Source organism: Ferdinandcohnia sp. Marseille-Q9671 (genome assembly GCF_976954385.1).
Window position 1 is genome coordinate 297,274 of record NZ_CDRJTA010000004.1, and the last position, 21,958, is coordinate 319,231.

Below are 21,958 nucleotides of genomic sequence, written 5' to 3' on the forward strand. Positions count from 1 at the left end.
AATAGAATAATAGATATTGATTGAAATAGTTGATATAAAACTACATATTGTGTTTTGCCTTGAGAAAAAGATGCCATTAGGCTGAAAAGGGAATCTGGTGAAAATCCAGAACTGCCCCCGCAACTGTAAATGCTGACGAAATGAACAAACCACTGTATCTTATATGGGAAGGGTTCAAAGTAGAGTGAAGCATAAGTCAGGAGACCTGTCTTTTCTTGAGATGTTTCAACTTCTTCGGGGATTGAGAAGATGAAACGATGGCGATTGAGAGGCTATACTTTTCTTCTTTTCTCTTGATGTTATCGTTTCATCCGCTCAATTTGAGCGGATTTTTTTGTTGTTTTGAAACACTATTTCAAGTAAGGGAGAGAATAGATTTGAGTATTATTTTGGATGGAGACATGAATTCAGTATTTAAATCACTTGATTACGCAAAAGGTACGTACCAACTTGAGACTGAACAAATTAGAAACAAATTGACTGAGATGAATGTTACCAAACTTGAGGCAAACCAACAGGCAATGTTTTATGCATTACATAAAATTGAGATGGACCAACCAAATTGGACCTATTTAGCAGCACATTTATATTTGAATGAATTATATGATAAAGCGGCAGTAAATCGTAAGTATGATCGAGAATTAAAATATGGTAGTTTTTATGAATTACTAATTGAATTAACAAACAAAGGTATTTACTCTTCGGAACTGCTGGAGACCTATACACAGTCAGAGGTAGATGAACTAGGAGCTGTAATTGACCCGTCAAAGGACCTTTTATTTACCTACATCGGTTTATTTCTACTTGCTGACAGGTACCTTGCTAGAGATTATGAACGGAATATTTATGAACTTCCACAGGAACGTTTCATGGTAATTGCAATGACACTCATGAAGAATGAGAATCCAACAGTTCGTCTGCGTTTAATTAAGGAGGCCTATTGGGCATTAAGTAATTTATATATGACCGTTGCCACCCCAACTTTATCAAATGCGGGTAAGAGTTTTGGTCAATTATCTTCCTGCTTCATAGACACAGTTGAAGACTCTCTCGATGGAATATATTTAAATAATTGGGATATTGCTAGATTGTCAAAAGATGGTGGTGGGATTGGCGTATATTATGGGAAGGTTCGTTCGTTAGGCTCGGACATAAAAAAATTTAAAGGTAATTCATCAGGGGTCATTCCTTGGATTCGGCTTTTAAATGATACGGCAGTAAGCGTTGATCAGCTGGGTCAAAGGCAGGGAGCCATTGCCATCTATCTTGACCTTTTTCATAAGGATATTATGAATGGTTTTCTAGATTTAAAAACGAATAATGGGGATGAACGTCGGAAGGCACATGATATTTTCACTGGAGTCGCTATCCCTGATTTGTTTATGAAAAAGTTAGAAGAAGTAGATGGTAACGGCAGAAGTATAGGAGAATGGCATACCTTTTGTCCACATGAAGTGAAGCAAATAATGGGCTGGAAAGATGAACACGGAAATCCACTCGGGTTAGAGGATTTTTATGATGAAGAAGATGAGAAGTTCTTTACTACCAAATATGTGGAAGCTGTAAACCATCCGCTATTACCACGTAAAACATATCGAGCAATGGACGTCATGGCACGAATCATGATTGCTCAGTTAGAAACGGGTACACCATATATGTTCTACCGTGATGAAGTCAACCGACAAAATCCTAATAAACACCTTTTAGGAATAGGGCGTACAGCCATTTTCTGCAGCAATTTATGTACTGAAATCGCCCAAAACATGTCTGTCACAGCTGTAACAAAGGAATACATCGATGAAGAAGGCAATATTATCATAATTCGAAAACCAGGCGACTTTGTCGTATGCAATCTTTCATCTATTAATCTTCCTAGAGCTGTTGGAGATTCGGTATTGGAACGTTTGGTGAGGATACAGGTTAGGATGCTAGATAATGTTGTTGATTTAAATACGATTTCAGTGAAACAAGCAGAGATTACCAATAAAAAGTTTCGAGCAGTAGGTCTTGGTACATTTGGCTGGCATCATCTTTTAGCAGTGAAGGGGATTTATTGGGAATCTGAAGAAGCGGTTCAATTTGCAGATGAGCTTTACGAGGATATTGCCTACTATGCGATTCGATCTTCAATGGAGCTTGCGCAAGAAAAAGGAGCCTATCGAATGTTTACGGGATCTGAATGGGAAACAGGAAAGTATTTTACCCGTAGAAAATATCGTACAGAGCGTTGGAAAAAACTTCAAGAGAATGTAGCTCAGGACGGTATTCGGAATGGCTGGTTAATGGCAATCGCTCCGAATTCATCAACAGCAAAAATTGGCGGTTCAACGGATGGAATTGATCCTATCTATGCGGCGGAGTATGCAGAGGAGAAAAAGAACTTTAAGTTCAAGGTAACAGCTCCAGACATCAACCATAGGACATATGAGTTTTACCGAAAGGCTCGTCATGAAGTAAATCAAATTTGGAGTATTAGGCAAAATGCTGCAAGACAACGTCATATTGATCAAGGTATTAGCTTTAATCTCTATGTGAGGCATGATATTAAAGCAAAAGAACTCTTACAGCTTCATTTGGAGGCGTGGCGCAAAGGATTAAAAACAACTTATTACGTAAGAAGTACTTCACAGTCGGAAATTGAAGAATGCGAATTATGCCATAGCTAAAATAGGAGGGAATGGATCAGATGACACACAATCAATCACTAACAAAAATAAAATTATTTAACCCGGAATTTCCCAATAAATCGACTGGGATAATCAATGGAAAAACCTCAGGACTTTTGAATTGGAATGATATCGCCTATCCACAAATGTATACTCTATATCAAACATTGCTAGCAAACTTTTGGAAAGCACAAGAGATTAATATGCAGGATGATATTAAGCAATGGGATCATTTAAGTTCCATTGAAAAGGATGTATTTTTACGAATCAATACGCAGCTTGCCTCATTAGATAGTCTGCAAACACCGACGATGAATCAAGTGATGGACTATGTGACCGACTCAAGTTTTAAGGCAATATTTGCGGTAATTTCACAGCAAGAAGCAGTACATAATGAATCCTATTCTTATATATTGAGCTCACTTGTGCCTTTACATGAACAAAAGGAACGGTTTAATCAGGCAAAAGAAGATCCTATCGTACAGAAGAGAAATCAACTGATTCTTGAAGCCTATGAGGGCTTTAGGCAAGATCCTACACCACAAAACTTGTTTAAACTGGCCATTAATTCGATAAATCTTGAAGGAATCTATTTTTATGCAGGATTTGCCTTTTTTTACAACTTGGCAAGACAACAGAAAATGTTAAAAACAAGTACAATGATAAGTTATATACAACGGGATGAAATGCAACATGCATATTTCATTGCTCAGTTTGTACGAATCCTTTTATCAGAAAATCCCGAGTTAAATAGTGAGGAAAATAAAAGATATGTTTACCATGCAATTGGACAAGCCGTAGAGCTTGAAAAAGAATGGGCCTATTATATTTTGAAAGATATTGAGGGGATTGACTTAAACGAGTTTGAAGCATATGTCGAATATCTTGCAAATAAGAGGCTGCGTCAGTTAGGTTTTCAAAATCTGTATGAGGACAGAGAGAACCCAATGCCCTGGATCCATGTATTTAGTGATGAGATGATGAATGAAACCAAATCAGACTTCTTTGAACAAAAATCCCGTACCTATACGAAGGTATCCGAATCAAATGGGTTTGATGAGTTATAAAATCAAGGTTGGAATCGTGTACACATCAATAACAGGTAACACAGAGGAGGCAATAAGGATTGTGCAATCTTATATTGAAAAATACACAAACCTCTATACTCTATTTCCTGTTGATTATTTTCCATATCATGATTTAGATAGTTTTGATGTAGTCATTATCGGGACATATACATGGGGAAATGGTGACATACCACATGAGATGCTCGGGGTATATCGAGCCTTCGAAAATAGCAGAAATAAGGATATCGTGACAGGAGTCGTTGGTACAGGCGACCAATTTTATCCAAACTTTTGTGGAGCGGTTGATAGGTTTCGAGATATGTTATATGTACACTCAAACCTAGCTGCGACATTGAAAATTGAACTAATGCCACAGCATATTGACGAATCCCGATTTGAACGGTTTGTAGAATCCGTGATGCAACGAGCACTACATGAAGTGAAAAATGGTTTATCGGTGTAATCGGTCATAACATGTACCATCAAAGCTGTTCTCTTAATAAGGGCATTATTACAAGGACATAAGTCATATTGTGTTTTAAAGAAATATCCTTGAAGCGATTCTTAAAAGACAAAAGTCAAACTGCGCCCAGAGGAAACGTCCATGAGCCAGGCTCTCAAAGACAAAAGCCAAGCTGTGCCCGGAGGAAATGTATATGAGCCAGGCTCTCAAAGACAAAAGTCAAACTGCGCCCAGAGGAAACGTCCATGAGCCAGGCTCTTAAAGACAAAAGCCAAACTGCGCCCAACGGAAAAGTCTTTGAGCCAGGCTCTAAAGGACAAAAGCTAAGCTGAGCTCAACGGAAGAGTCTATGAGCCTGCCCTAAAAAAGTCAAAAGCTAATTGTGTCAAACGGAAATGCCTAAAAGTTCCTTTTTACCTTAAAAAGTACAAACCTTACTTAATGTGAGGATCCTATTCCTACGATATTTTTCCCTTTAATTTGTAGAGTAAGAGGATATTGATGACAAAAATCAAAGTTAGAACAATAAGTAATGTAGGGAAACTTAGAAAGGAAGCAAGAAGGGGGCCAATGCTAGCCCCTGTTAGCAAAGTGAATGAATATAGTGAAATGGCTGTTCCTCGGGCTTTTTCCCCTAGTTTACCGACCAAAGAAATAATGGCAGGGAAAAGCAAGGAAATGGCCGCGACAAAAGGTATTGTGAGCATGGCCAACAGTCCTGGCGTACTTGCGAATAAAACAAAAACTAGACTGAAGACTACCAAACCTAAACCAATTAACAGCGTTCGACGGTCACCGAATTGTTGAACCAGTTTTCCCGTGAACAATGATAACAATGCCCCAATTAGGCCAACTGCTCTAATCTTAAATAATGTTTGTTGGTTAATGTTGTATTCCTCAAGTAGATATTGTCCGAGTCCGTCGTAGAATGAGACAAAGGTTAGTAGTACCGAAAAAGTAATGATATAACATAGTAGTAATGATGGGTTTTTCACAAGTTTATATAAATCTTGAACGAAAGCAGTTCCCTCTAGGTTTGATAATGGAACGCTTGGATAGACGAGCACCCCACAGATAAAAAGAAGTAAATAAAACCCTGCAAAACAAATAAAAACATATTCCCAGCCAAGTAAACTAGTTATACTTGAACTGACTAGTTGTCCTAGGATACCAGCTATCAAGAATCCACTATTGATTAAGGCGAGGACTAAGGTTCGGTGTCGAACTGGAAATACCTCAAATGTATACGCAAATGCTACAGGGGCAAAGCTTCCTAGGGCGAATCCCTGCAACCCTCGAAAAATATATAAGGTTTCCTCATTAAATGATAATCCCACGAACCCAGTTGTAAGAAATGAGAATAGTAAGCCGTAGAGAATTACCTTTTTCCTACCGACTCTTTCTGACACCGGTCCAAAGGTAAGTAACCCACAGGCATAGAAAAATGAAAAGATGCTGCCGCCAATGACAGCTTGGTTAACTGTAATACCTAATGAATCTGAAATAGGTCCATAGATAGGGATTAATGTATAAATATTACTTGCAATAAACGTCCCTGTTATAACAAGGAGAAATGCAACTAAAAACAACCGTTTCAATCTAATCACCACCTGTAGTAACATATGCCAGATAGGTATTCTTTGTCAGTTCTTACATTCTGAATTCTATAATTTGGATAGGTGTTGTTTTTACATGTACAACGAACTTTTTGGTACAATTAGATGATAGAAATGAAACGAAAGTCTCTTCTACTTTTAGGAGGTTTACAATATATGTCATTACAATTTATTTTGGGACGAGCCGGCACTGGAAAGACATCAGCATGTTTAGAAGACATCCGGAAACAGCTTATTTCCGATCCTACAGGCTCTCCCATTGTGTATTTAGTCCCAGATCAAATGACCTTTCAATCCGAATATGATCTTATCAATACACCTGGAATTGGTGGAATGATGAGGGCTCAAGTATTTAGCTTTACGCGTCTGGCGTGGAGAGTGTTGCAGGAAACAGGTGGCATGAGTCGTTACCACGTTAATAATGTGGGAGTAAACATGCTCCTTCGAAAAATTATAGAAACTAAAAAGCAGGATCTTAAGGTATTTACACGTGCTGCTGATAAAAATGGATTCATTACCCAAATGGAAGAAATGGTCGCAGAGTTTAAACGCTATTGTGTGACACCAGAGATGTTAGAAGAACAACGGAATGCAGTTTCAAATGAAAACAAAGTTCTTTCTGATAAATTACATGACTTACAACTTCTTTATAATGAGTTAGAAAGACACTTATTTGAGAAATACGTAGATTCTGAGGATTATTTACGATTGTTAGCAGAGAAAATTCCTCTATCTTCCTATATTAAAGAAGCTGAAATTTTGATTGATGGATTTCATAGTTTTACCCCACAGGAGCTTGAAGTAGTGGGACAGCTCATGAAGGTTGCCAAAAAGGTGACGATTGCTCTGACAGTCGATAAAGCTTATAAGGATGCCCCCCCACATGATCTAAGCTTATTTCGTCTGACTGGTATGACCTATCAATCTATTATTCAATTGGCGAGTGAAACCGGAATTCAAATAGAAGAGCCTATTACATTAACAAAATCGTATCGCTATTCGACAGAACCTTCCTTAGCTCACTTAGAAAAATATTTTGATGAAAGACCTACTGTTCCATTTCATGGAGAAACACCACTTACATTGGGACAAGCCGTGAATAGGCGCGCAGAAATAGAAGGTGTTGCTCGTGAAATCCAAAGACTTGTTCGAGATAAGAGCTATAGGTACCGCGATATTGCTATTCTTGTTCGAAATGCTGGTGATTATCATGAGATAATCGAAACTATTTTTCAAGATTATCACATTCCATTTTTTATTGACCAAAAACGCTCTATGCTAAATCATCCATTAATTGAACTCACCCGTTCGAGCCTTGAGGTGGTTAGTAGTAATTGGCGATATGAATCAGTATTTCGTTGCGTGAAAACGGATCTGTTGTATCCATTCGGTGAAGAAATCTCCGCTCTTCGTGAGGACATGGACAAGCTTGAAAATTATGTGCTTGAATATGGTGTTCAAGGGTATAGATGGACGAATGGTGAGCGGTGGAAATATAAACGAATTAGAGGATTAGAAGATCAAGACCTTCCTCAAACAGATAAAGAGCGAGAGTATGAGGACACTCTTAATCACCTACGTAACATGATTGTTGAACCGTTAGTAAGATTTCAAAAACGTCTTCAAAAAGCGAAGAATGGAAGAAGCAAGTGTGAGGCACTTTTTCTATATTTAGAAGAGCTTGAAATCCCAGCGAAAATGGAAGAACTAAAGTTAAATGCGGAAACTTTAGGCCGTTTATCTGAAGCAAGAGAACATGATCAAGTATGGAATTCGATACTAGAGCTACTTGATCAATATGTAGAAATAATAGGCGAAGAGAAAGTATCACTAACGATGTTTACCAATATGATTGAAACTGGGCTCGAAAGTATGCAATTTGCCCTTGTACCACCAGCGATTGACCAGGTCCTTGTTGCAAGCTTGGAGCGTTCAAGGTTTTCTAATATAAAATCGACTTTTATAATCGGTGCGAATGATGGGGTATTACCTGCAAGACCAAATGAAGAAGGAGTATTTTCGGAGACAGATCGAGAAGCGTTAGGTGATGTTGGATTACACTTGGCTCCGGGAAGTCGGGAAACACTTTTAGATGAAAACTTCCTTATTTACTGTGCACTAACGAGTGCCCAGGAGGCTTTGTATATCAGCTTTCCGCTAGCAAATGAAGAGGGAAAATCATTACTTCCTTCACCAATTATCAAACGCCTAAAGGATCTTTTCCCAACTATAAACGAAATGTTCTTTATGAATGAGCCATCAGAGCTATCAGCAACTGAACAACTACATTATATCGTAAATCCAGATGTTGCCTTGTCGTCCTTAGCAACACAATTGCAAGCTTGGAAAAAACAATATCCCATTCAAGATTTATGGTGGGATGTATATAACTATTTTGCCAATCATGATGTGATGAGAGAGAAAAGTAGACTGGTATTAAGTAGTCTTTTTTATAAAAATAAACCGAAAAAGCTATCGAAAGAAATAACCGAGGCCTTATATGGTGACCATATTCAAGGTAGTGTCTCAAGAATGGAAGTATTCCAAGGCTGTCCATTCTCTCATTTTGCGAGTTACGGACTTGGATTAAGGGAACGTAAGGTATTTCGATTGGAATCACCAGATATTGGGGATTTATTTCATGCTGCACTAAAGAAGATTGCAGATTCTTTACGAGTGAACGGGATTGATTGGCGTGACCTGACAAAAGAACAGTGTGATCAACTAGCTACAAAAGCAGTAGAGGAACTTGCACCACGATTACAGAAAGAGATATTACTAAGCTCAAATCGCTATCACTATATCATGCAAAAGCTACAAAAAATAATTAGTCGTGCATCTAAAATTTTAAGTGATCATGCAAAAGCAAGTGGATTTGCTCCAGTAGGTCTTGAGCTTGGATTTGGTAAGAAGGGACCGTTACCACCAATCCGTTTTCAGATGGATAATGGTAGTACGATGGAGTTGGTAGGCCGAATAGACCGTGTTGATAAAGCAGAGAGCTCCAATGGTGTTCTTTTACGAGTAATTGATTATAAGTCAAGTCAAAAGGCACTTAATCTTTCAGAGGTATATTATGGACTCGCTCTTCAAATGCTGACTTATTTGGATGTGATAATCACGCATTCTAAGGAATGGATTGGAACAACCGCAAAACCAGCGGGTGTACTATATTTTCATATACATGATCCGTTAATTCATTCAACTAAAGCAATGCCTGAGGATAAAATTGAAGAGGAAATCTTTAAACGGTTTAAAATGAAGGGTCTACTACTTGGTGAAGAGGAATCTGTCCGCTTAATGGACCAATCACTTGGGACAGGTTATTCTCAGATTGTTTCGGCCGCTATCAAAAAGGATGGAAGTTTCTACTCGAATTCTCAAGTAGCAAGTGAAGAAGAGTTAGGAGAACTTCGCAACCATGTACGAGGAGTCTTTAAAAATACTGGAAATCGAATAACAAATGGTGAAATCGACATAGCACCATATAAACTTAAGGATAAAACACCGTGTACGTTTTGTTCGTTTAAATCAGTTTGCCAGTTTGACCAAAGCTTAGAAGAAAATAATTACCGCGTGCTTCCAAATGAAAATAAAGAGGTAATCTTAGACAGGATTAGGAATGGGGGTGTGAAGATCCATGAGTAATTTGATTGAAAAACCAGAGGGAAGTCAATGGACAGATGATCAATGGAAAGCAATCGTTTCAAGTGGGCAGGATATTCTCGTAGCAGCGGCAGCGGGTTCCGGTAAAACAGCGGTACTAGTTGAAAGGATTATAAGAAAAATCCTTTCGTCCGAAAATCCCATTGATGTAGACAGATTACTTGTTGTTACATTTACAAATGCTTCAGCAGCAGAAATGAGAAACCGAATTGGGGAGGCTCTTGAAAAAGCCTTAAAGGATGATCCGGCCTCCTTACACATTCGACGCCAATTAAGCTTGCTTAATCGAGCGTCAATCTCAACCATCCACTCCTTCTGTCTAGAGGTAATTCGGAAGTTTTATTATTTAATTGATATTGACCCAGGCTTTCGGATTGCTGATTCCACAGAGGCGCAAATTTTACGGGACGAAATAATGGAAGAACTGTTTGAAGAACACTATAGCAATATAGAGGATAACCGTTTCTTCGATTTGGTAGACCGGTTTACGAATGACCGTACAGATACTGAGCTGCAAGATATGATTCGGACATTATATGAATTTTCAAGATCACACCCAACACCGAGCGAGTGGCTTGAACAAATTGTTAGCGATTATCAGATTGATCAACAAACGTTAGATCACACACCATACATCCCACATCTACTTGCAGACATTACGCTTCAACTTGAGGGAGCAAAATCTAACTTAGAGTATGCAATGGATTTAATTCGATTACCAGGAGGGCCAGCACCACGTGCAGAAACAATTGAGGCAGACCTGGAACAGATTTACCGCCTATTGCGTGCTAAGGATCATTCATGGACAGCACTTTACCACGAAATGCAAACCCTTGTTTTTAAAACAGCCAAAGCTGTAAAGGGTGATGAGTACGATGAACAACTAAAAGATCAGGTTACAAAACTTAGAGATGACTCAAAAAAACTTGTTCAAAAAATAAAAGAAGACTTGTTCAGTCGAGCTCCCGAAAGCTATTTAGAGGATATTAAGGAAATGCAACCATCCATTGAAATGCTAGTACAGCTTGTAATGGAATTCTCTGATAGATTTCAAAAGGTAAAAGAAGAAAAAGGACTTGTTGATTTTTCAGACTTAGAGCATTACTGTCTAGAAATTCTTCGTCAAGCAGGTAGCCCGGCTGATGAACTCGTACCATCTGAAGCTGCACTTGAATATCGCTTACAGTTTGCAGAGGTTTTTGTTGATGAGTACCAAGATACAAATATGGTACAAGAATCTATTCTTAAGCTAGTAACGAAAGACGGAGAAGTGACCGGAAATATGTTCATGGTAGGAGATGTCAAACAATCTATTTACCGATTCCGTCAAGCAGAACCAATGCTATTTTTAAGCAAGTATAAACGGTTTACACAAACGGGAGAAAATTCAGGCTTACGAATTGATCTATCAAAGAACTTTCGAAGTCGAGCAGAAGTTTTAGACGGAACGAATTTTCTGTTTAAGCAAATTATGGGTGAAGCAGTTGGTGAAATCGAATATGACGATGATGCGGAATTAAAGCTCGGTGCTGACTACCCAACTAATGATCAAATGGCTGCGGAATTTTTGCTTATTGATAAAAATGGACAAGAGGCACCAAGCTATGAAGTAGAAGAAGGTTCCGAGGATGAAGAGGGAATAGTTCTTTTTAATGAGGCGGAGCTTGAAACGGCTCAACTAGAGGCACGTGCGATGGCGAAGCAAATAAAAGAAATGATTTCTTCACAATTCCAAGTGTATGATCGAAAGCAAGATCGAATGAGAAGCGTAACGTATCGAGATATTGTCATTTTGATGCGTTCAATGCCATGGGCTCCACAGATTATGGAGGAGTTTAAACAACAAGGGATTCCGGTTTATGCAGATCTCTCAACGGGATATTTTGATGCAACAGAAGTAGCCATTATGATGTCTTTATTGAAAGTGATTGATAATCCGTATCAAGATATTCCGTTAGCCTCTGTACTCCGTTCACCAATTGTTGGACTGGAAGCAGAAGAGCTAGCAAAAATTCGCTCCTTTGAAAAAAATAGTCCTTACTTCGAGGCATTGAAGGTATTTCTAAAAGAAGCGTCATCAGATGATGAAACACATCAAAAAGTAGTGGAATTTCATCAAAAATTAGATAATTGGCGTACAAGGGCAAGAACTGGCTCACTGTCAGATTTAATTTGGCAATTGTACCGTGAGACTTATTTTTATGACTTTGTTGGTGGTATGCCTGGAGGAAAGCAGCGTCAAGCAAACTTGCGTGCCTTATATGATCGTGCGAGACAATATGAAGCCACGTCATTTCGAGGCTTGTTCAGATTTTTGCGTTTCATAGAACGAATGCAGGATCGAGGCGATGATTTAGGAGCGGCAAGGGCTTTAGGTGAACAAGAAGATGTTGTCCGGTTAATGACGATCCATAAGAGTAAGGGACTTGAATTCCCCGTTGTCTTTGTAGGTGGACTTTCAAAGCAATTTAATATGATGGACTTAAATAAAAAGTACCTCTTAGATAAAGAGCTTGGATTTGGCTCTAAATATGTGAATCCAAGGCTCAGAATTAGCTATCCAACCCTGCCTATGCTGGCAATTAAAAAGAAAATGCACCTCGAATTGATTTCAGAGGAAATGCGTGTCCTATATGTTGCGCTTACTAGAGCAAAGGAAAAGCTTTATTTAGTAGGGACAGTAAAGGATTTGGATAAACAAATTGGGAAATGGCAAGCTACCTTACAAAATAAAGATTGGTTACTTGCTGATCATACAAGAGCAGGAGCGAAATCTTATATTGATTGGGTGGGTCCTGGTTTAATAAGACACCATGATGGAGAGTTGCTTCGTGGTGAAGAAACAATTAATCAGTTGCCAGACACAATTGTAAACCACCCGGCAAAATGGGTCATTCGTACAATTCCAGCTATCGAACTTCAAAAAGTTGAGGTTGGTGAAGAACGTAAAAATGAACAAATTGAAGCTGCCATGAAAGAAGGAAGACCGATTCCAGTCAGTAGTGATGTCTCCGAAGAAATAACGCTACGATTAAATTGGAGCTATCCTTTTAAATCTGCAGCAAATAAGCGTTCTAAGCAATCTGTTTCGGAGATTAAAAGACAACGGGAGAATAAGGATGAGCATAGCGATACGGCTTTTCTTCCGAAGTTTCGAGCGGCAAGTGCGGATCGACCGCGTTTTATGCAGCAAAAATCATTAACTGCAGCAGAGCGTGGTACAGCTATGCATATGGTGATGCAACATGTAAGCCTAACTGACTCAATTAATGAGGAGTCTGTCCGCGAGCAAATCCAGCGGATGGTTCACAATGAATTGATAACGCAAGAGCAAGCTGATGTGATTGATGTTACAAATATTGTTGGTTTTTTTGGTACAGATATTGCAAAGCGGATGTTAGCTTCCGAAGATATAAGACGAGAGGTTCCCTTTAGTGTAGCAATTCCGGCGCAACAAGCCTATGCTGACTGGTCTGATGATCAACAGGAAAATGTTCTGATTCAGGGGGTTATCGACTGTATCTTTGAAGATGAAAAGGGAATTGTGTTGATTGATTATAAAACTGATACTATTACAGGGAAATTCGAAGACTTCGAGGAGGCAAAGCCTGTATTAGAAGAACGTTATCGAGTACAGCTTGAATTATATAGTAAAGCAATTGAACATATTTGGAGAAAGCCACTGACGGAAAGATATCTTTATTTCTTTGACGGAGGTCATTTGTTAGAAGTGTAGAAGAAAAGTACTGCCTCATTGTTGGCAGTACTTTTTCCATTTATGTAAGTTGCTAATTTCCAATTATCGTTCCCATTTTTGGACAAGTTCCTATGATAAAATAGTGGTACGAAGTAAACGGATAATGGAAGGGGTTAAAAAATGAGAATTCTTCACACGGCTGATTGGCATCTGGGTCGATCTCTAGAAGGAAGAAGTAGAATAGAAGAACAAGCCCAGTTCTTAGATGAGCTTATACAAATCGTTAAAGAAGAAAAAATCGATGTGGTGTTAATGGCTGGAGATGCTTTTGATACGGTTAACCCACCTGCAGCAGCCGAGCAATTATTTTATGAGAGTATTTCACGCTTATCCAATGGTGGAAAGCGTCCAGTTTCAGTGATTGCAGGAAACCATGACAATCCAGAACGACTTTCAGCAGCCTCGCCACTCGCTCATGGACAAGGGATTCAATTACTGGGTTTACCAACAATGCATGTGCAAACAATATATGTTCCAACTACAGGTGAAACATTAAAACTTGCTGCTCTACCATATCCTTCTGAATCTCGTTTATCAGAAGTATTATCTGAATCCCATGAAGAATTACTATTGAGAGATAAATATGATCAACGAATTCAAGGGATGTTTGAGGAAATGAGTCGGTCATTTACTCCGGAAACGGTAAATATGGCTATGAGTCATATCTATGTAACAGGTGGTAGTGGTTCGGATTCAGAACGTCCAATTGAGGTGGGTGGAGCATATACAGTAGCTGCAACAAGTCTTCCTGAATCAGCCCAATATGTAGCCTTAGGACATTTACACCGTCCACAAATGATTAAAAGGGCAAATACGATGGCTAGATATTCAGGTTCACCGTTAGCTTACAGCTTTTCAGAGGCAGGTTATGCTAAATCAGTTACTATATTAGATGCAAAACCATCACAGCCGGTTGAAATGTCAGAGTTATTTTTATCGAGTGGTAAGCCGCTCGTAAGATGGAAAGCGACAGAGGGTCTTTCACAGGTATACACATGGCTTGATGAAGGAAAAGATGCAAACGCATGGATTGACCTCGAGATACACGTTACAAATGCACTTTCAATTGAAGAGATACATCGATTGCGAAAGCATCATAGCGGTCTGATTCATATACGTCCTATTTTTGAGGAGTTGGAAAAAGAAAAATCTGAGCGATCTGTGAAAATGAGCACTCCAATTGATGAGTTATTTTTACGGTTTTATGAAAAACAAACCGGTGGAGCTAAGCCAGAGCCTGAATTAACCAAATTGTTCTTAGAGCTTATAACAGATGAAGGTGAAGAGGAAGGTGATGAAGGATGAAACCAGTCACACTTACAATAGCGGGGCTTCATAGCTTTCGGGAGAAACAAATAGTCGATTTCGGTTCCCTATGCGAAGGGGGAGTATTTGGTATTTTTGGACCAACTGGAAGTGGTAAATCTTCTATATTAGATGCTATGACTCTGGCACTCTATGGAAAAGTTGAACGAGCTTCTAATAATACACATGGAATCCTAAATCATGCAGAAGATCAGCTTCATGTTTCTTTAACATTTGAGCTGGAAAACGCAAAAGGTGCAAAGAGGTATATGATTGAGAGAAGCTTTAAACGCCAGGATGAGTTAAAAGTAAAGTCCTCAACGAGTCGCCTTATTGAAATAGGTGATGAGTCTATTGTGCTTGCAGATAAAATTGTTGAAGTCAATCTTCACATACAGGAATTATTAGGTTTAACAATTGATGACTTCACAAGAGCAGTTGTGCTCCCACAGGGGAAATTCGCAGAATTTTTGTCGTTAAAGGGCGTGGACCGAAGACAAATGCTTCAGCGCCTTTTTAATCTTGAGCAGTATGGAGACAAGTTTAACAAAAAGCTGAAAAATAAGCTAAATAATGCCAAACACGAACTATCTGAGGTAATAGCTGAACAAACCGGATTGGGAGATGCATCCACTGAGGCTATTCAAGCTGCTGAAAAAGATCTCCAGGATGTAGAGTTGCTTCTTAAAAAGCGCCAAAACGAAGTGGATAAAGTGGAAGCAGACTATGAAAAAAATAAAAATATTTGGGAATGGCAAAAGGAAAAGAGCACGTTAACAAAGAAGCTGACTGACATAGAAAGTGAAAAAGAGCAAATTCAGCAACTTGAAAACAAGGTGGAAAATGCTGAAACAGCCTCACGGATCATTCCTTATCTAGAGGAATATGAGTCTGCAAATGTAGCATTACTTGCATCACAAAATCGTTATCAATCTCTTCAAGGCCTTCTTTCAACAAAAAAAGCAGAAAATGAGAACAAAGCGAAAGAATATCATATAGCCCGACAAGAAAAAACTGAAAAACTACCTTTCTACCTAACAAAAAAACAGCAACTTACAGATGCTAAAACGGTGCAGGAAAAGGCTATTGTTCTAGAAAAGGATGCCTATGAGCTACAGAAGAAAATAGATAACCTACAATCTATCGCAGCTACTAAACAGAAACAAATAGAGGGAATTTCTACTTCTATTGCTGAGAATGTGGAGAAACAAAAAGAGCGTAAATCAAAGCTTGCATCACTATCTGTATCTGTGGATGTACGTGAAGAACTTAGAAAAGCTTATGATGAAAAACAAACCATTTTGTATACAGATGCTAGCCTTAAGGAGCAAATGTCTGAACTAGAAAATAGTCGTCAACAGCTTGAACAAACAGAAAAAGAACTTGTTTTAAAAAATGATATGTTACTTCAAGCAAAACGAAGAATGGAAGCCTTATTTTTAAAAAATGCGGGTGCTTATGAAGTTGTTTGTGAAAAAGTAAGAGAGAGTGAAAAACTCATTCATAAAGTGGAGCTACGTCTTTCTGAATTGAAGGGAGAAGTAGAGCAAAATCGAAGAAATACTCTCGCTATCCAACTTGCAACACAGCTGCAAACTGGAGAAGCATGTCCTGTATGTGGTTCTACGCATCATCCAAATCCTGTTTTGGTTCACGAGGATCAAAGTGAAGCAATAGAAGCTCAAATGGATAAACTAACTAAGGCTATTGTGAATACAAGGAGTATCCAGCAAGAATTTTCAACCTTAAAACTAAAGTTAGAACAAATTTCTCATGGACTAACACAAGAATACCCTGGTGAAATGAGCGTTCCACTACAAGCTAAACAACAGGATAAAACGAATGATAATGTTGAAGATGTACATGCCAGCCTCCAATCCCTTATGGTGGAACAGAAATCTTTGCATCAGGATTACTTGAAACTTCAAGAAACTGGTAGAAAAGTTATCCAAGAAGTTAGATCTTTTGTCCAACAAGTAAGTCATTTGGAGCATACGAGGTCGTACAATCAAAAAACATTCACTGAGCTTCAGGAACGTGTTGGAAAATTACACGAAAAGAAGACTAAGTTAGTAAAAGATTGGAAGCAGACATACTCAAATCTTGATTTAGACTCGGTTGAAACGAGACTTGAACAAATATCCAAAAATGATAAATTAGCACAAGCCCTATCGACGGAAATAGAAAATAGTACAATGCTTCATGAACGACAAGAAATAGAAAGGAAACGATATCAAGACGAGTGCAATGAACTTGAACGACAGATTGCAGAAACCAATTCGACCCTACGTAGTAAACAAGAGGCATTGCATGAAGCGCGAGAAAAACTTTCAAACGAAGTAGGAGACAATAACATAGACCTACTTATTCACGAAACTGAACAAGAGATTAAGAAGCTGGAAGAAACTGAAGCTACCAGTTATGAAACTTGGCAACAAATACAAACCGAATGTCAAAAGCTTGAAAATGAAACACATGCTGCTTTACAAGCACTACAGGATGGTAAAGTCCGTCTAGAAAAGGCAGAGACGAAATGGAACCAAGCGTTAGCTTCAACAACATTTACTCAGAGTTCTAGTGTAAGAGAATCTATTATTTCAAAACTTGAATTAGAAACCCTTCACACAAGGATTGAGAGCTATTGGGATCGTTTCAAGCAAGTTCAAACTGACTTACAGAAGGTAAATGATTTACTAAAAGGCGAAGAGATATCAGAGGAGAAATGGGACGAAATTCAAAAAGTTCGTTCCGAGATGAAAGAAATGCTTAATCAAGTGGTTGAATTAAGAGGGGCTGCTTTAAATGCACTACAAGTTCTTATGGATAAGCATGATCGTTTTAAGGAGCTTGAGGAACGCAGAAATGAACTCGAGACCTTAGTAGAGCAATATAACAAGCTTCAGTCTATTTTTAAAGGAAACAGTTTTGTAGAATTTATTGCGGAGGAGCAACTTGTTCATGTAAGTCGTGAAGCGACCGAACGTCTTGGTATTTTAACAAGACAACGCTATGCAGTCGAGGTTGATTCCCAGGGTGGCTTTATCATGCGGGACGATGCAAATGGGGGCGTAAGGCGTCCTGTGTCTTCTCTTTCAGGGGGGGAGACTTTCCTAACATCCTTAGCTCTTGCGTTGTCCTTATCGGCACAAATTCAACTACGAGGTGAATATCCATTACAATTCTTCTTTTTAGATGAAGGTTTTGGAACGTTGGATGCTGATTTATTGGACACGGTTGTGTCTGCTCTAGAAAAGCTTCATTCCAAACAGTTAGCAGTTGGTGTCATTAGTCATGTACAGGAACTCAGGGCAAGATTGCCGAAACGTCTTATTGTTGAACCGGCTGAACCGTCAGGAAGGGGAACGATGGTAAGACTGGAAACCTTGTAAAAAAGCAATAACTGAGTGTAGACAAAGTCATTATAAGCTTTGTCTACACTTTTTTACGCATTTGCTTTTATAAGCTGATCTGCAAAATCTTCATCATTTGTATTTGTTGCATTCACTCCATTATTCGTACATAAGAAATCTCCTGTGTTAAATGAGCCTGATCCGGAATAGCTCTTACCAGTACTCTTTGGAGATACATAGAAGGAGTCTCCGAAATTTACGACTCCGCCACCTACACTGTTTATTTTTATTGGTCCTACAATTGAGGGCATACTACGTCATCCTTTTAGAGGATGTTCAAAAAAGTCCGGTGAAAATGACACATCGAATTTCTTCGTTGGCTTGTTTTTCCGTTGCTCACGTATTAACTACATACGTTCCGCTACTCAAAACTGCGCCGCCTCGAACTTTCGACGCACAGGATGTGCTAGTGTCGACAATGCCACAGGACGTGGCGTTCTTGTCGACGAGGTCCTTTTCATCCTCCTTTTTGAACAAGTAATTTTAAAAATACAATTTTCATACTACTACATTATGTTGAGATAGGCGTTTCGTGACCACTCACTTTCCACTTTTATCATCAAGAAGTTTTCGTATATGCTTTACTTTTGATTCAGTTCTTATTTGCTCAGTCGAACCGACCTGCATAACAGCTGCAGAGGAAACACCAGTTACTTTTATAGTATTCACCTTAATAATCGGGTTCTGATTAACTACTTTCATGTCGATAACTTCATTCATTTTTACTTTCGGTAAATCTCTAGAAAAAATAGGAAATTCGGAAAAATCTCCTTCATTTGTAAAGAAAAGTGGTACCTCCCTTTGAACGGCTAGTGCTTGAGAAATAGGAGTGATACTTTTGGAATCTCCAATCTCTAATATGCTACTAAAAGATAACGAATTGACTTTAATATAATCAACGATGGATATTCGATTCACGTTACATCATCCTTGTGGTGCAAGTGGGACATATGGGCCGATGATTAAGGATTCAGGAGGCGTATCAAATGCAGAAGCCATAGAAATTGTTTTTGCATCCCCAACAATAAAAACAGATGATGTTGAAACACCGACTATTTCAATGTTACCTACATGTATTTCCTTATTTACTACTGTAAAATTCATGTCTATTTCCCCTCTTTTAAATTTTCTGGGAGATTTCCTAGATACGCATCTAGGGAGTTTTGAATATCCGTTTTTACCATTTGAACAATTGATTGAGATATTTCATTCTCTCTGTTCGGATCCTGGAGCTCAGTTTGCTTTTGTTCTAGATAGATAATGATCCGCTCATCTATTTGTTTTCGGATATCTTCAATTATAAACTGGACATGCTCTTCTGAAACTGTTGTTCTTTGTTGCTTTAAGAAACCATGAATATAATTGGAGCAATCATGATCTAAAAACGTATCTATTTCATCATGAACCTTATTTATTAAGTCCTTGTGGATATGTCTTACATCTGGAACATTCATCTTAGATTGTGAAACAGAAAAATCTTCTACTTGTTCACCGTTCATTGGGTTAAGACCAATATTTAATGTTCCTTCTAACGTCTCAACTTTAAGTTGGTCAAACTTATATTCAATTTTATCAATTCGAGTGATAGGCTTGTTCTTGATTTCATCAATCTCTTTTTGTAAATATTGAATGATTTCCTCTAATTGATTGATTCGTTGGTTCTGCTGATCCATGTAGTAGTGAAGACTCCGAACATAAGGGGTAACATCATAAGGATACGAGTACAAGGCATTCACCCTTTCCAAAATGCTGATGGTTTACATTATGCATGTTATGCACAATGGGTGAATGCCTATGAAGAGGTAGGAGAAACAAGTGGAACTGCTGGTGTTTCCACAGGGGAAGTTTGCTCTCCAATTTCTGGAGCGGGTTCAGTAAAACCCCCAGTATTATAAAGATGGGAAGAAGGTTTAATCAAGCCTGCACTTCCTATTTGTAGGACAGAAGAGTTACTCACACTTCCTATTCGTAAGGTCTGAATACAAATGCTTTGATTTATATAAAAGTTCATAAGTGTGTCCCTCCTTATGCATTTCCAACAATGACGCTGTCAATTTTATCTGTATCATATGTGTTTGTTACACTTTGATTATTATAAATTCGAAGTCCATCTCCAGTGTTAAATGAACCAGCACCTGCAAAAGTTTTGGCAGTGCTGTTAGGGGAAATTTGATATACATCACCAATATTCATGACACTGCTATTACCGATACTATTTACCTTTATTGCTCCTACAATTGCTGGCATATATAACACCCTTTTTACAACGCAAATTTGACGATTTTATTATGGTTCATTCTGAAGTTGTTGTATTTTATGATTCTTGCCCAGAAATTGTGAATGAGAGACTACTAGAAAGTTTTCCTAGTCTTTCCAGATTTATTCTTTTATAATCGTATAGAGAAAAGTAAAGGAGTTGTAAGAGTGAGAAATGAACAATTAACACCTGTAATGGGGACTGCAAGAATTCAGTCCATAGATGTGATTAGAGGATTAGCTATCTTTGGTATCTTTTTAGTGAATATGCCATCTTTCTTCTCGCCAATTCTCTATATGAATCAAGGTACATGGTGGACTGGAGAACTTAATCAATGGACAAATAGCTTTGTCGATATTTTTGCACAAGCTAGCTTTTATACATTATTTTCGTTTCTATTTGGGTTTGGAATGATTCTTTTTAAAGAAAGAGCAGTTGCAAAAGGATATTCATTCTATCCACTTATTTCACGAAGACTGATTGTGCTTTTATTATTTGGATGTATTCATGCCTTTCTTATCTGGCATGGCGATATATTAATTACATATGCGATTGTGGGCACCATTTTATTATTATTTCATAAGGCAAAACCTATTACCTTACTTATTTGGTCGTTACTCTTACTATTTGTTCCTAACCTAATTCTTGGAGGTCTAATGTTCTTAGCTGTAATGATTGAACCAGATATAAGTGCAGTTATGTACAACGAACACCTTGCATTAGCATCAGCTGAAGTTTACGCTAATGGTGGGTTCTGGGAAATCACAGCACAGAGATTTGAGGACTGGTACTATGTCAACAATTTGACAAGTGCAATTCCGTTACTAATTACACTGCTTCCAATGTTTCTCTTAGGAGCTTTTATTGCAAAAGCAAAATGGTTTGAGGCAAGTGAACATATAAAAAAGGTAAAGATACTCTGGCTAGTCTCACTTGTTGTGGGTGTTCCTATGAAACTACTTCCATATTATACAGATAAGAATCCTGCCACTGAATATTTACAAGATACAATCGGGGGTCCAGGTACAGCTATTTTGTATGCAACATCGATTGTATTATTGATGAGATTACCAGTTTGGCAGAAAATCCTTTCCCCACTAGCTTTCGTTGGAAGGCTTTCATTAAGTAATTATTTACTACAGTCAATCGTTTGTACATTCATTTTTTATGGTTATGGGTTGGGGCTATATGGTGAAGTACAATTATTTACTGGTTTCCTTCTCGCCATCGGAATCTATATCGTCCAAATTGGAATTAGTTATGTATGGTTAAAAAAGTTCCGGTTTGGTCCTTTTGAGTGGGTTTGGAGAACCTTAACGTATGCTCAGAAAGTTGACATAAGAAAAAAGGCAATTCGCTAATGCGAATTGCTTTTTCTAATTTACCATCTTTAATTTTTTCTGTCTTGTTTTTTGGTACATATTTAATAATTCATCTAATTCTTGACTACACTTCACTGTCTCTCCAGCAGTAAAGCCATGCCGGTTTGCTAAATTTGTCATTTTCCGGCGCTTTAATTCAATCGCAATTTTCAACATGAACATTTTCATTTCTCCATTTTTTTAGTACGTATTCAAAAAGGAGGTGAAAAATGTGAGTTGCTGGAACTTCTGGATGTGTTATTTTCACATACTTTTTGAACAGCCTCTTATTTATCAATCTCTACTAGTACAAATTACCATGGTTGTTAGTCTAAAGTAGTATAGAAGCGCTTGTACTATTATTATACCTACCTTGGTTTAGAATAAAAC

16 protein-coding genes and 1 riboswitch are annotated in these 21,958 nt (G+C 38.2%); of the genes, 8 read left to right on the forward strand and 8 right to left on the reverse strand.

What is annotated here, in order from left to right; genetic code table 11:
• Positions 1–51: 51 nt before the first annotated feature.
• Positions 52–227: riboswitch (cobalamin riboswitch) on the forward strand.
• 174 nt (positions 228–401) lie between these two features.
• Genes ACWNMY_RS16710 through ACWNMY_RS16720 form a run of 3 tightly spaced genes read left to right on the forward strand, consistent with a single transcriptional unit; the run spans position 402 to position 4,196 of the window.
• Positions 402–2,666: a ribonucleoside-diphosphate reductase subunit alpha gene (locus ACWNMY_RS16710; RefSeq protein ID WP_449540473.1), complete on the forward strand. Its 2,265-nt coding sequence runs from the start codon at positions 402–404 to the stop codon at positions 2,664–2,666.
• Positions 2,667–2,686: 20 nt separating this feature from the next.
• Positions 2,687–3,733 (forward strand): ribonucleotide-diphosphate reductase subunit beta, encoded by a 1,047-nt coding sequence (locus ACWNMY_RS16715; protein ID WP_449539391.1) that lies wholly within the window; start codon positions 2,687–2,689, stop codon positions 3,731–3,733.
• On the forward strand, positions 3,723–4,196 hold the full coding sequence (locus ACWNMY_RS16720; protein ID WP_449539392.1) for a flavodoxin domain-containing protein: 474 nt from the start codon (positions 3,723–3,725) through the stop codon (positions 4,194–4,196). The genes ACWNMY_RS16715 and ACWNMY_RS16720 overlap by 11 nt, the downstream gene beginning before the upstream one ends.
• 458 nt (positions 4,197–4,654) lie before the next feature.
• Here ACWNMY_RS16720 and ACWNMY_RS16725 read toward each other — a convergent pair whose 3' ends face one another.
• On the reverse strand, positions 4,655–5,794 hold the full coding sequence (locus ACWNMY_RS16725) for an MFS transporter (protein WP_449539393.1): 1,140 nt from the start codon (positions 5,792–5,794) through the stop codon (positions 4,655–4,657).
• Positions 5,795–5,968: 174 nt separating this feature from the next.
• On the opposite strand from ACWNMY_RS16725, the gene addB reads away from it, so the two are divergent.
• The 4 genes from addB (at position 5,969) to ACWNMY_RS16745 (ending at position 17,929) form a co-directional block, all read left to right on the forward strand.
• On the forward strand, positions 5,969–9,460 hold the full coding sequence (gene addB, locus ACWNMY_RS16730) for a helicase-exonuclease AddAB subunit AddB (protein ID WP_449539394.1): 3,492 nt from the start codon (positions 5,969–5,971) through the stop codon (positions 9,458–9,460).
• On the forward strand, positions 9,453–13,214 hold the full coding sequence (gene addA, locus ACWNMY_RS16735; protein ID WP_449539395.1) for a helicase-exonuclease AddAB subunit AddA: 3,762 nt from the start codon (positions 9,453–9,455) through the stop codon (positions 13,212–13,214). Before addB ends, addA begins: the two co-directional genes overlap by 8 nt.
• Before the next feature lie 141 nt (positions 13,215–13,355).
• Positions 13,356–14,540 (forward strand): exonuclease SbcCD subunit D, encoded by a 1,185-nt coding sequence (locus ACWNMY_RS16740; protein ID WP_449539396.1) that lies wholly within the window; start codon positions 13,356–13,358, stop codon positions 14,538–14,540.
• Entirely contained in the window at positions 14,537–17,929 is a 3,393-nt protein-coding gene (locus tag ACWNMY_RS16745) for an AAA family ATPase (RefSeq protein ID WP_449539397.1), read from the forward strand. The genes ACWNMY_RS16740 and ACWNMY_RS16745 overlap by 4 nt, the downstream gene beginning before the upstream one ends.
• Before the next feature lie 53 nt (positions 17,930–17,982).
• On the opposite strand, the gene ACWNMY_RS16750 is transcribed toward ACWNMY_RS16745, so the two are convergent.
• From ACWNMY_RS16750 to ACWNMY_RS16775, 6 genes are all read right to left on the reverse strand, one after another.
• The gene (locus ACWNMY_RS16750; RefSeq protein ID WP_449539398.1) at positions 17,983–18,201 is read right to left on the reverse strand and encodes a spore germination protein; all 219 of its coding nucleotides are present in this window, start codon (positions 18,199–18,201) and stop codon (positions 17,983–17,985) included.
• Between the two features lie 289 nt (positions 18,202–18,490).
• Complete coding sequence (locus ACWNMY_RS16755; protein ID WP_449539399.1) at positions 18,491–18,868, reverse strand: spore germination protein GerPE; 378 nt, start codon at positions 18,866–18,868, stop codon at positions 18,491–18,493.
• A gap of 6 nt (positions 18,869–18,874) precedes the next feature.
• Positions 18,875–19,054: a spore gernimation protein GerPD gene (locus ACWNMY_RS16760; protein ID WP_449539400.1), complete on the reverse strand. Its 180-nt coding sequence runs from the start codon at positions 19,052–19,054 to the stop codon at positions 18,875–18,877.
• Positions 19,055–19,056: 2 nt separating this feature from the next.
• Complete coding sequence (gene gerPC, locus ACWNMY_RS16765; RefSeq protein WP_449539401.1) at positions 19,057–19,623, reverse strand: spore germination protein GerPC; 567 nt, start codon at positions 19,621–19,623, stop codon at positions 19,057–19,059.
• Positions 19,624–19,742: 119 nt separating this feature from the next.
• Positions 19,743–19,961: a spore germination protein GerPB gene (locus ACWNMY_RS16770; protein ID WP_449539402.1), complete on the reverse strand. Its 219-nt coding sequence runs from the start codon at positions 19,959–19,961 to the stop codon at positions 19,743–19,745.
• A 14-nt stretch (positions 19,962–19,975) separates the two neighbouring features.
• Positions 19,976–20,197 (reverse strand): spore germination protein, encoded by a 222-nt coding sequence (locus ACWNMY_RS16775; RefSeq protein WP_449539403.1) that lies wholly within the window; start codon positions 20,195–20,197, stop codon positions 19,976–19,978.
• A gap of 177 nt (positions 20,198–20,374) precedes the next feature.
• Between ACWNMY_RS16775 and ACWNMY_RS16780 the strand changes: the two genes are divergently transcribed.
• Positions 20,375–21,568, forward strand: coding sequence for a DUF418 domain-containing protein (locus ACWNMY_RS16780; RefSeq protein WP_449539404.1), 1,194 nt, complete (start codon positions 20,375–20,377; stop codon positions 21,566–21,568).
• Positions 21,569–21,583: 15 nt separating this feature from the next.
• On the opposite strand, the gene ACWNMY_RS16785 is transcribed toward ACWNMY_RS16780, so the two are convergent.
• Entirely contained in the window at positions 21,584–21,751 is a 168-nt protein-coding gene (locus tag ACWNMY_RS16785; protein ID WP_449539405.1) for an aspartyl-phosphate phosphatase Spo0E family protein, read from the reverse strand.
• Positions 21,752–21,958 lie beyond the last annotated feature (207 nt).

Coding starts and splice junctions, on each gene's coding strand:
- ACWNMY_RS16750 (WP_449539398.1), bottom strand. CDS start 18,201: ATGCCCTCAATTGTAGGACCAATAAAAATAAACAGTGTAGGTGGCGGA.
- ACWNMY_RS16740 (WP_449539396.1), top strand. CDS start 13,356: ATGAGAATTCTTCACACGGCTGATTGGCATCTGGGTCGATCTCTAGAA.
- ACWNMY_RS16760 (WP_449539400.1), bottom strand. CDS start 19,054: ATGAATTTTACAGTAGTAAATAAGGAAATACATGTAGGTAACATTGAA.
- ACWNMY_RS16720 (WP_449539392.1), top strand. CDS start 3,723: ATGAGTTATAAAATCAAGGTTGGAATCGTGTACACATCAATAACAGGT.
- ACWNMY_RS16745 (WP_449539397.1), top strand. CDS start 14,537: ATGAAACCAGTCACACTTACAATAGCGGGGCTTCATAGCTTTCGGGAG.
- ACWNMY_RS16715 (WP_449539391.1), top strand. CDS start 2,687: ATGACACACAATCAATCACTAACAAAAATAAAATTATTTAACCCGGAA.
- ACWNMY_RS16785 (WP_449539405.1), bottom strand. CDS start 21,751: ATGTTCATGTTGAAAATTGCGATTGAATTAAAGCGCCGGAAAATGACA.
- gerPC (WP_449539401.1), bottom strand. CDS start 19,623: ATGGATCAGCAGAACCAACGAATCAATCAATTAGAGGAAATCATTCAA.
- addB (WP_449539394.1), top strand. CDS start 5,969: ATGTCATTACAATTTATTTTGGGACGAGCCGGCACTGGAAAGACATCA.
- ACWNMY_RS16775 (WP_449539403.1), bottom strand. CDS start 20,197: ATGCCAGCAATTGTAGGAGCAATAAAGGTAAATAGTATCGGTAATAGC.
- addA (WP_449539395.1), top strand. CDS start 9,453: ATGAGTAATTTGATTGAAAAACCAGAGGGAAGTCAATGGACAGATGAT.
- ACWNMY_RS16710 (WP_449540473.1), top strand. CDS start 402: ATGAATTCAGTATTTAAATCACTTGATTACGCAAAAGGTACGTACCAA.
- ACWNMY_RS16770 (WP_449539402.1), bottom strand. CDS start 19,961: ATGAACTTTTATATAAATCAAAGCATTTGTATTCAGACCTTACGAATA.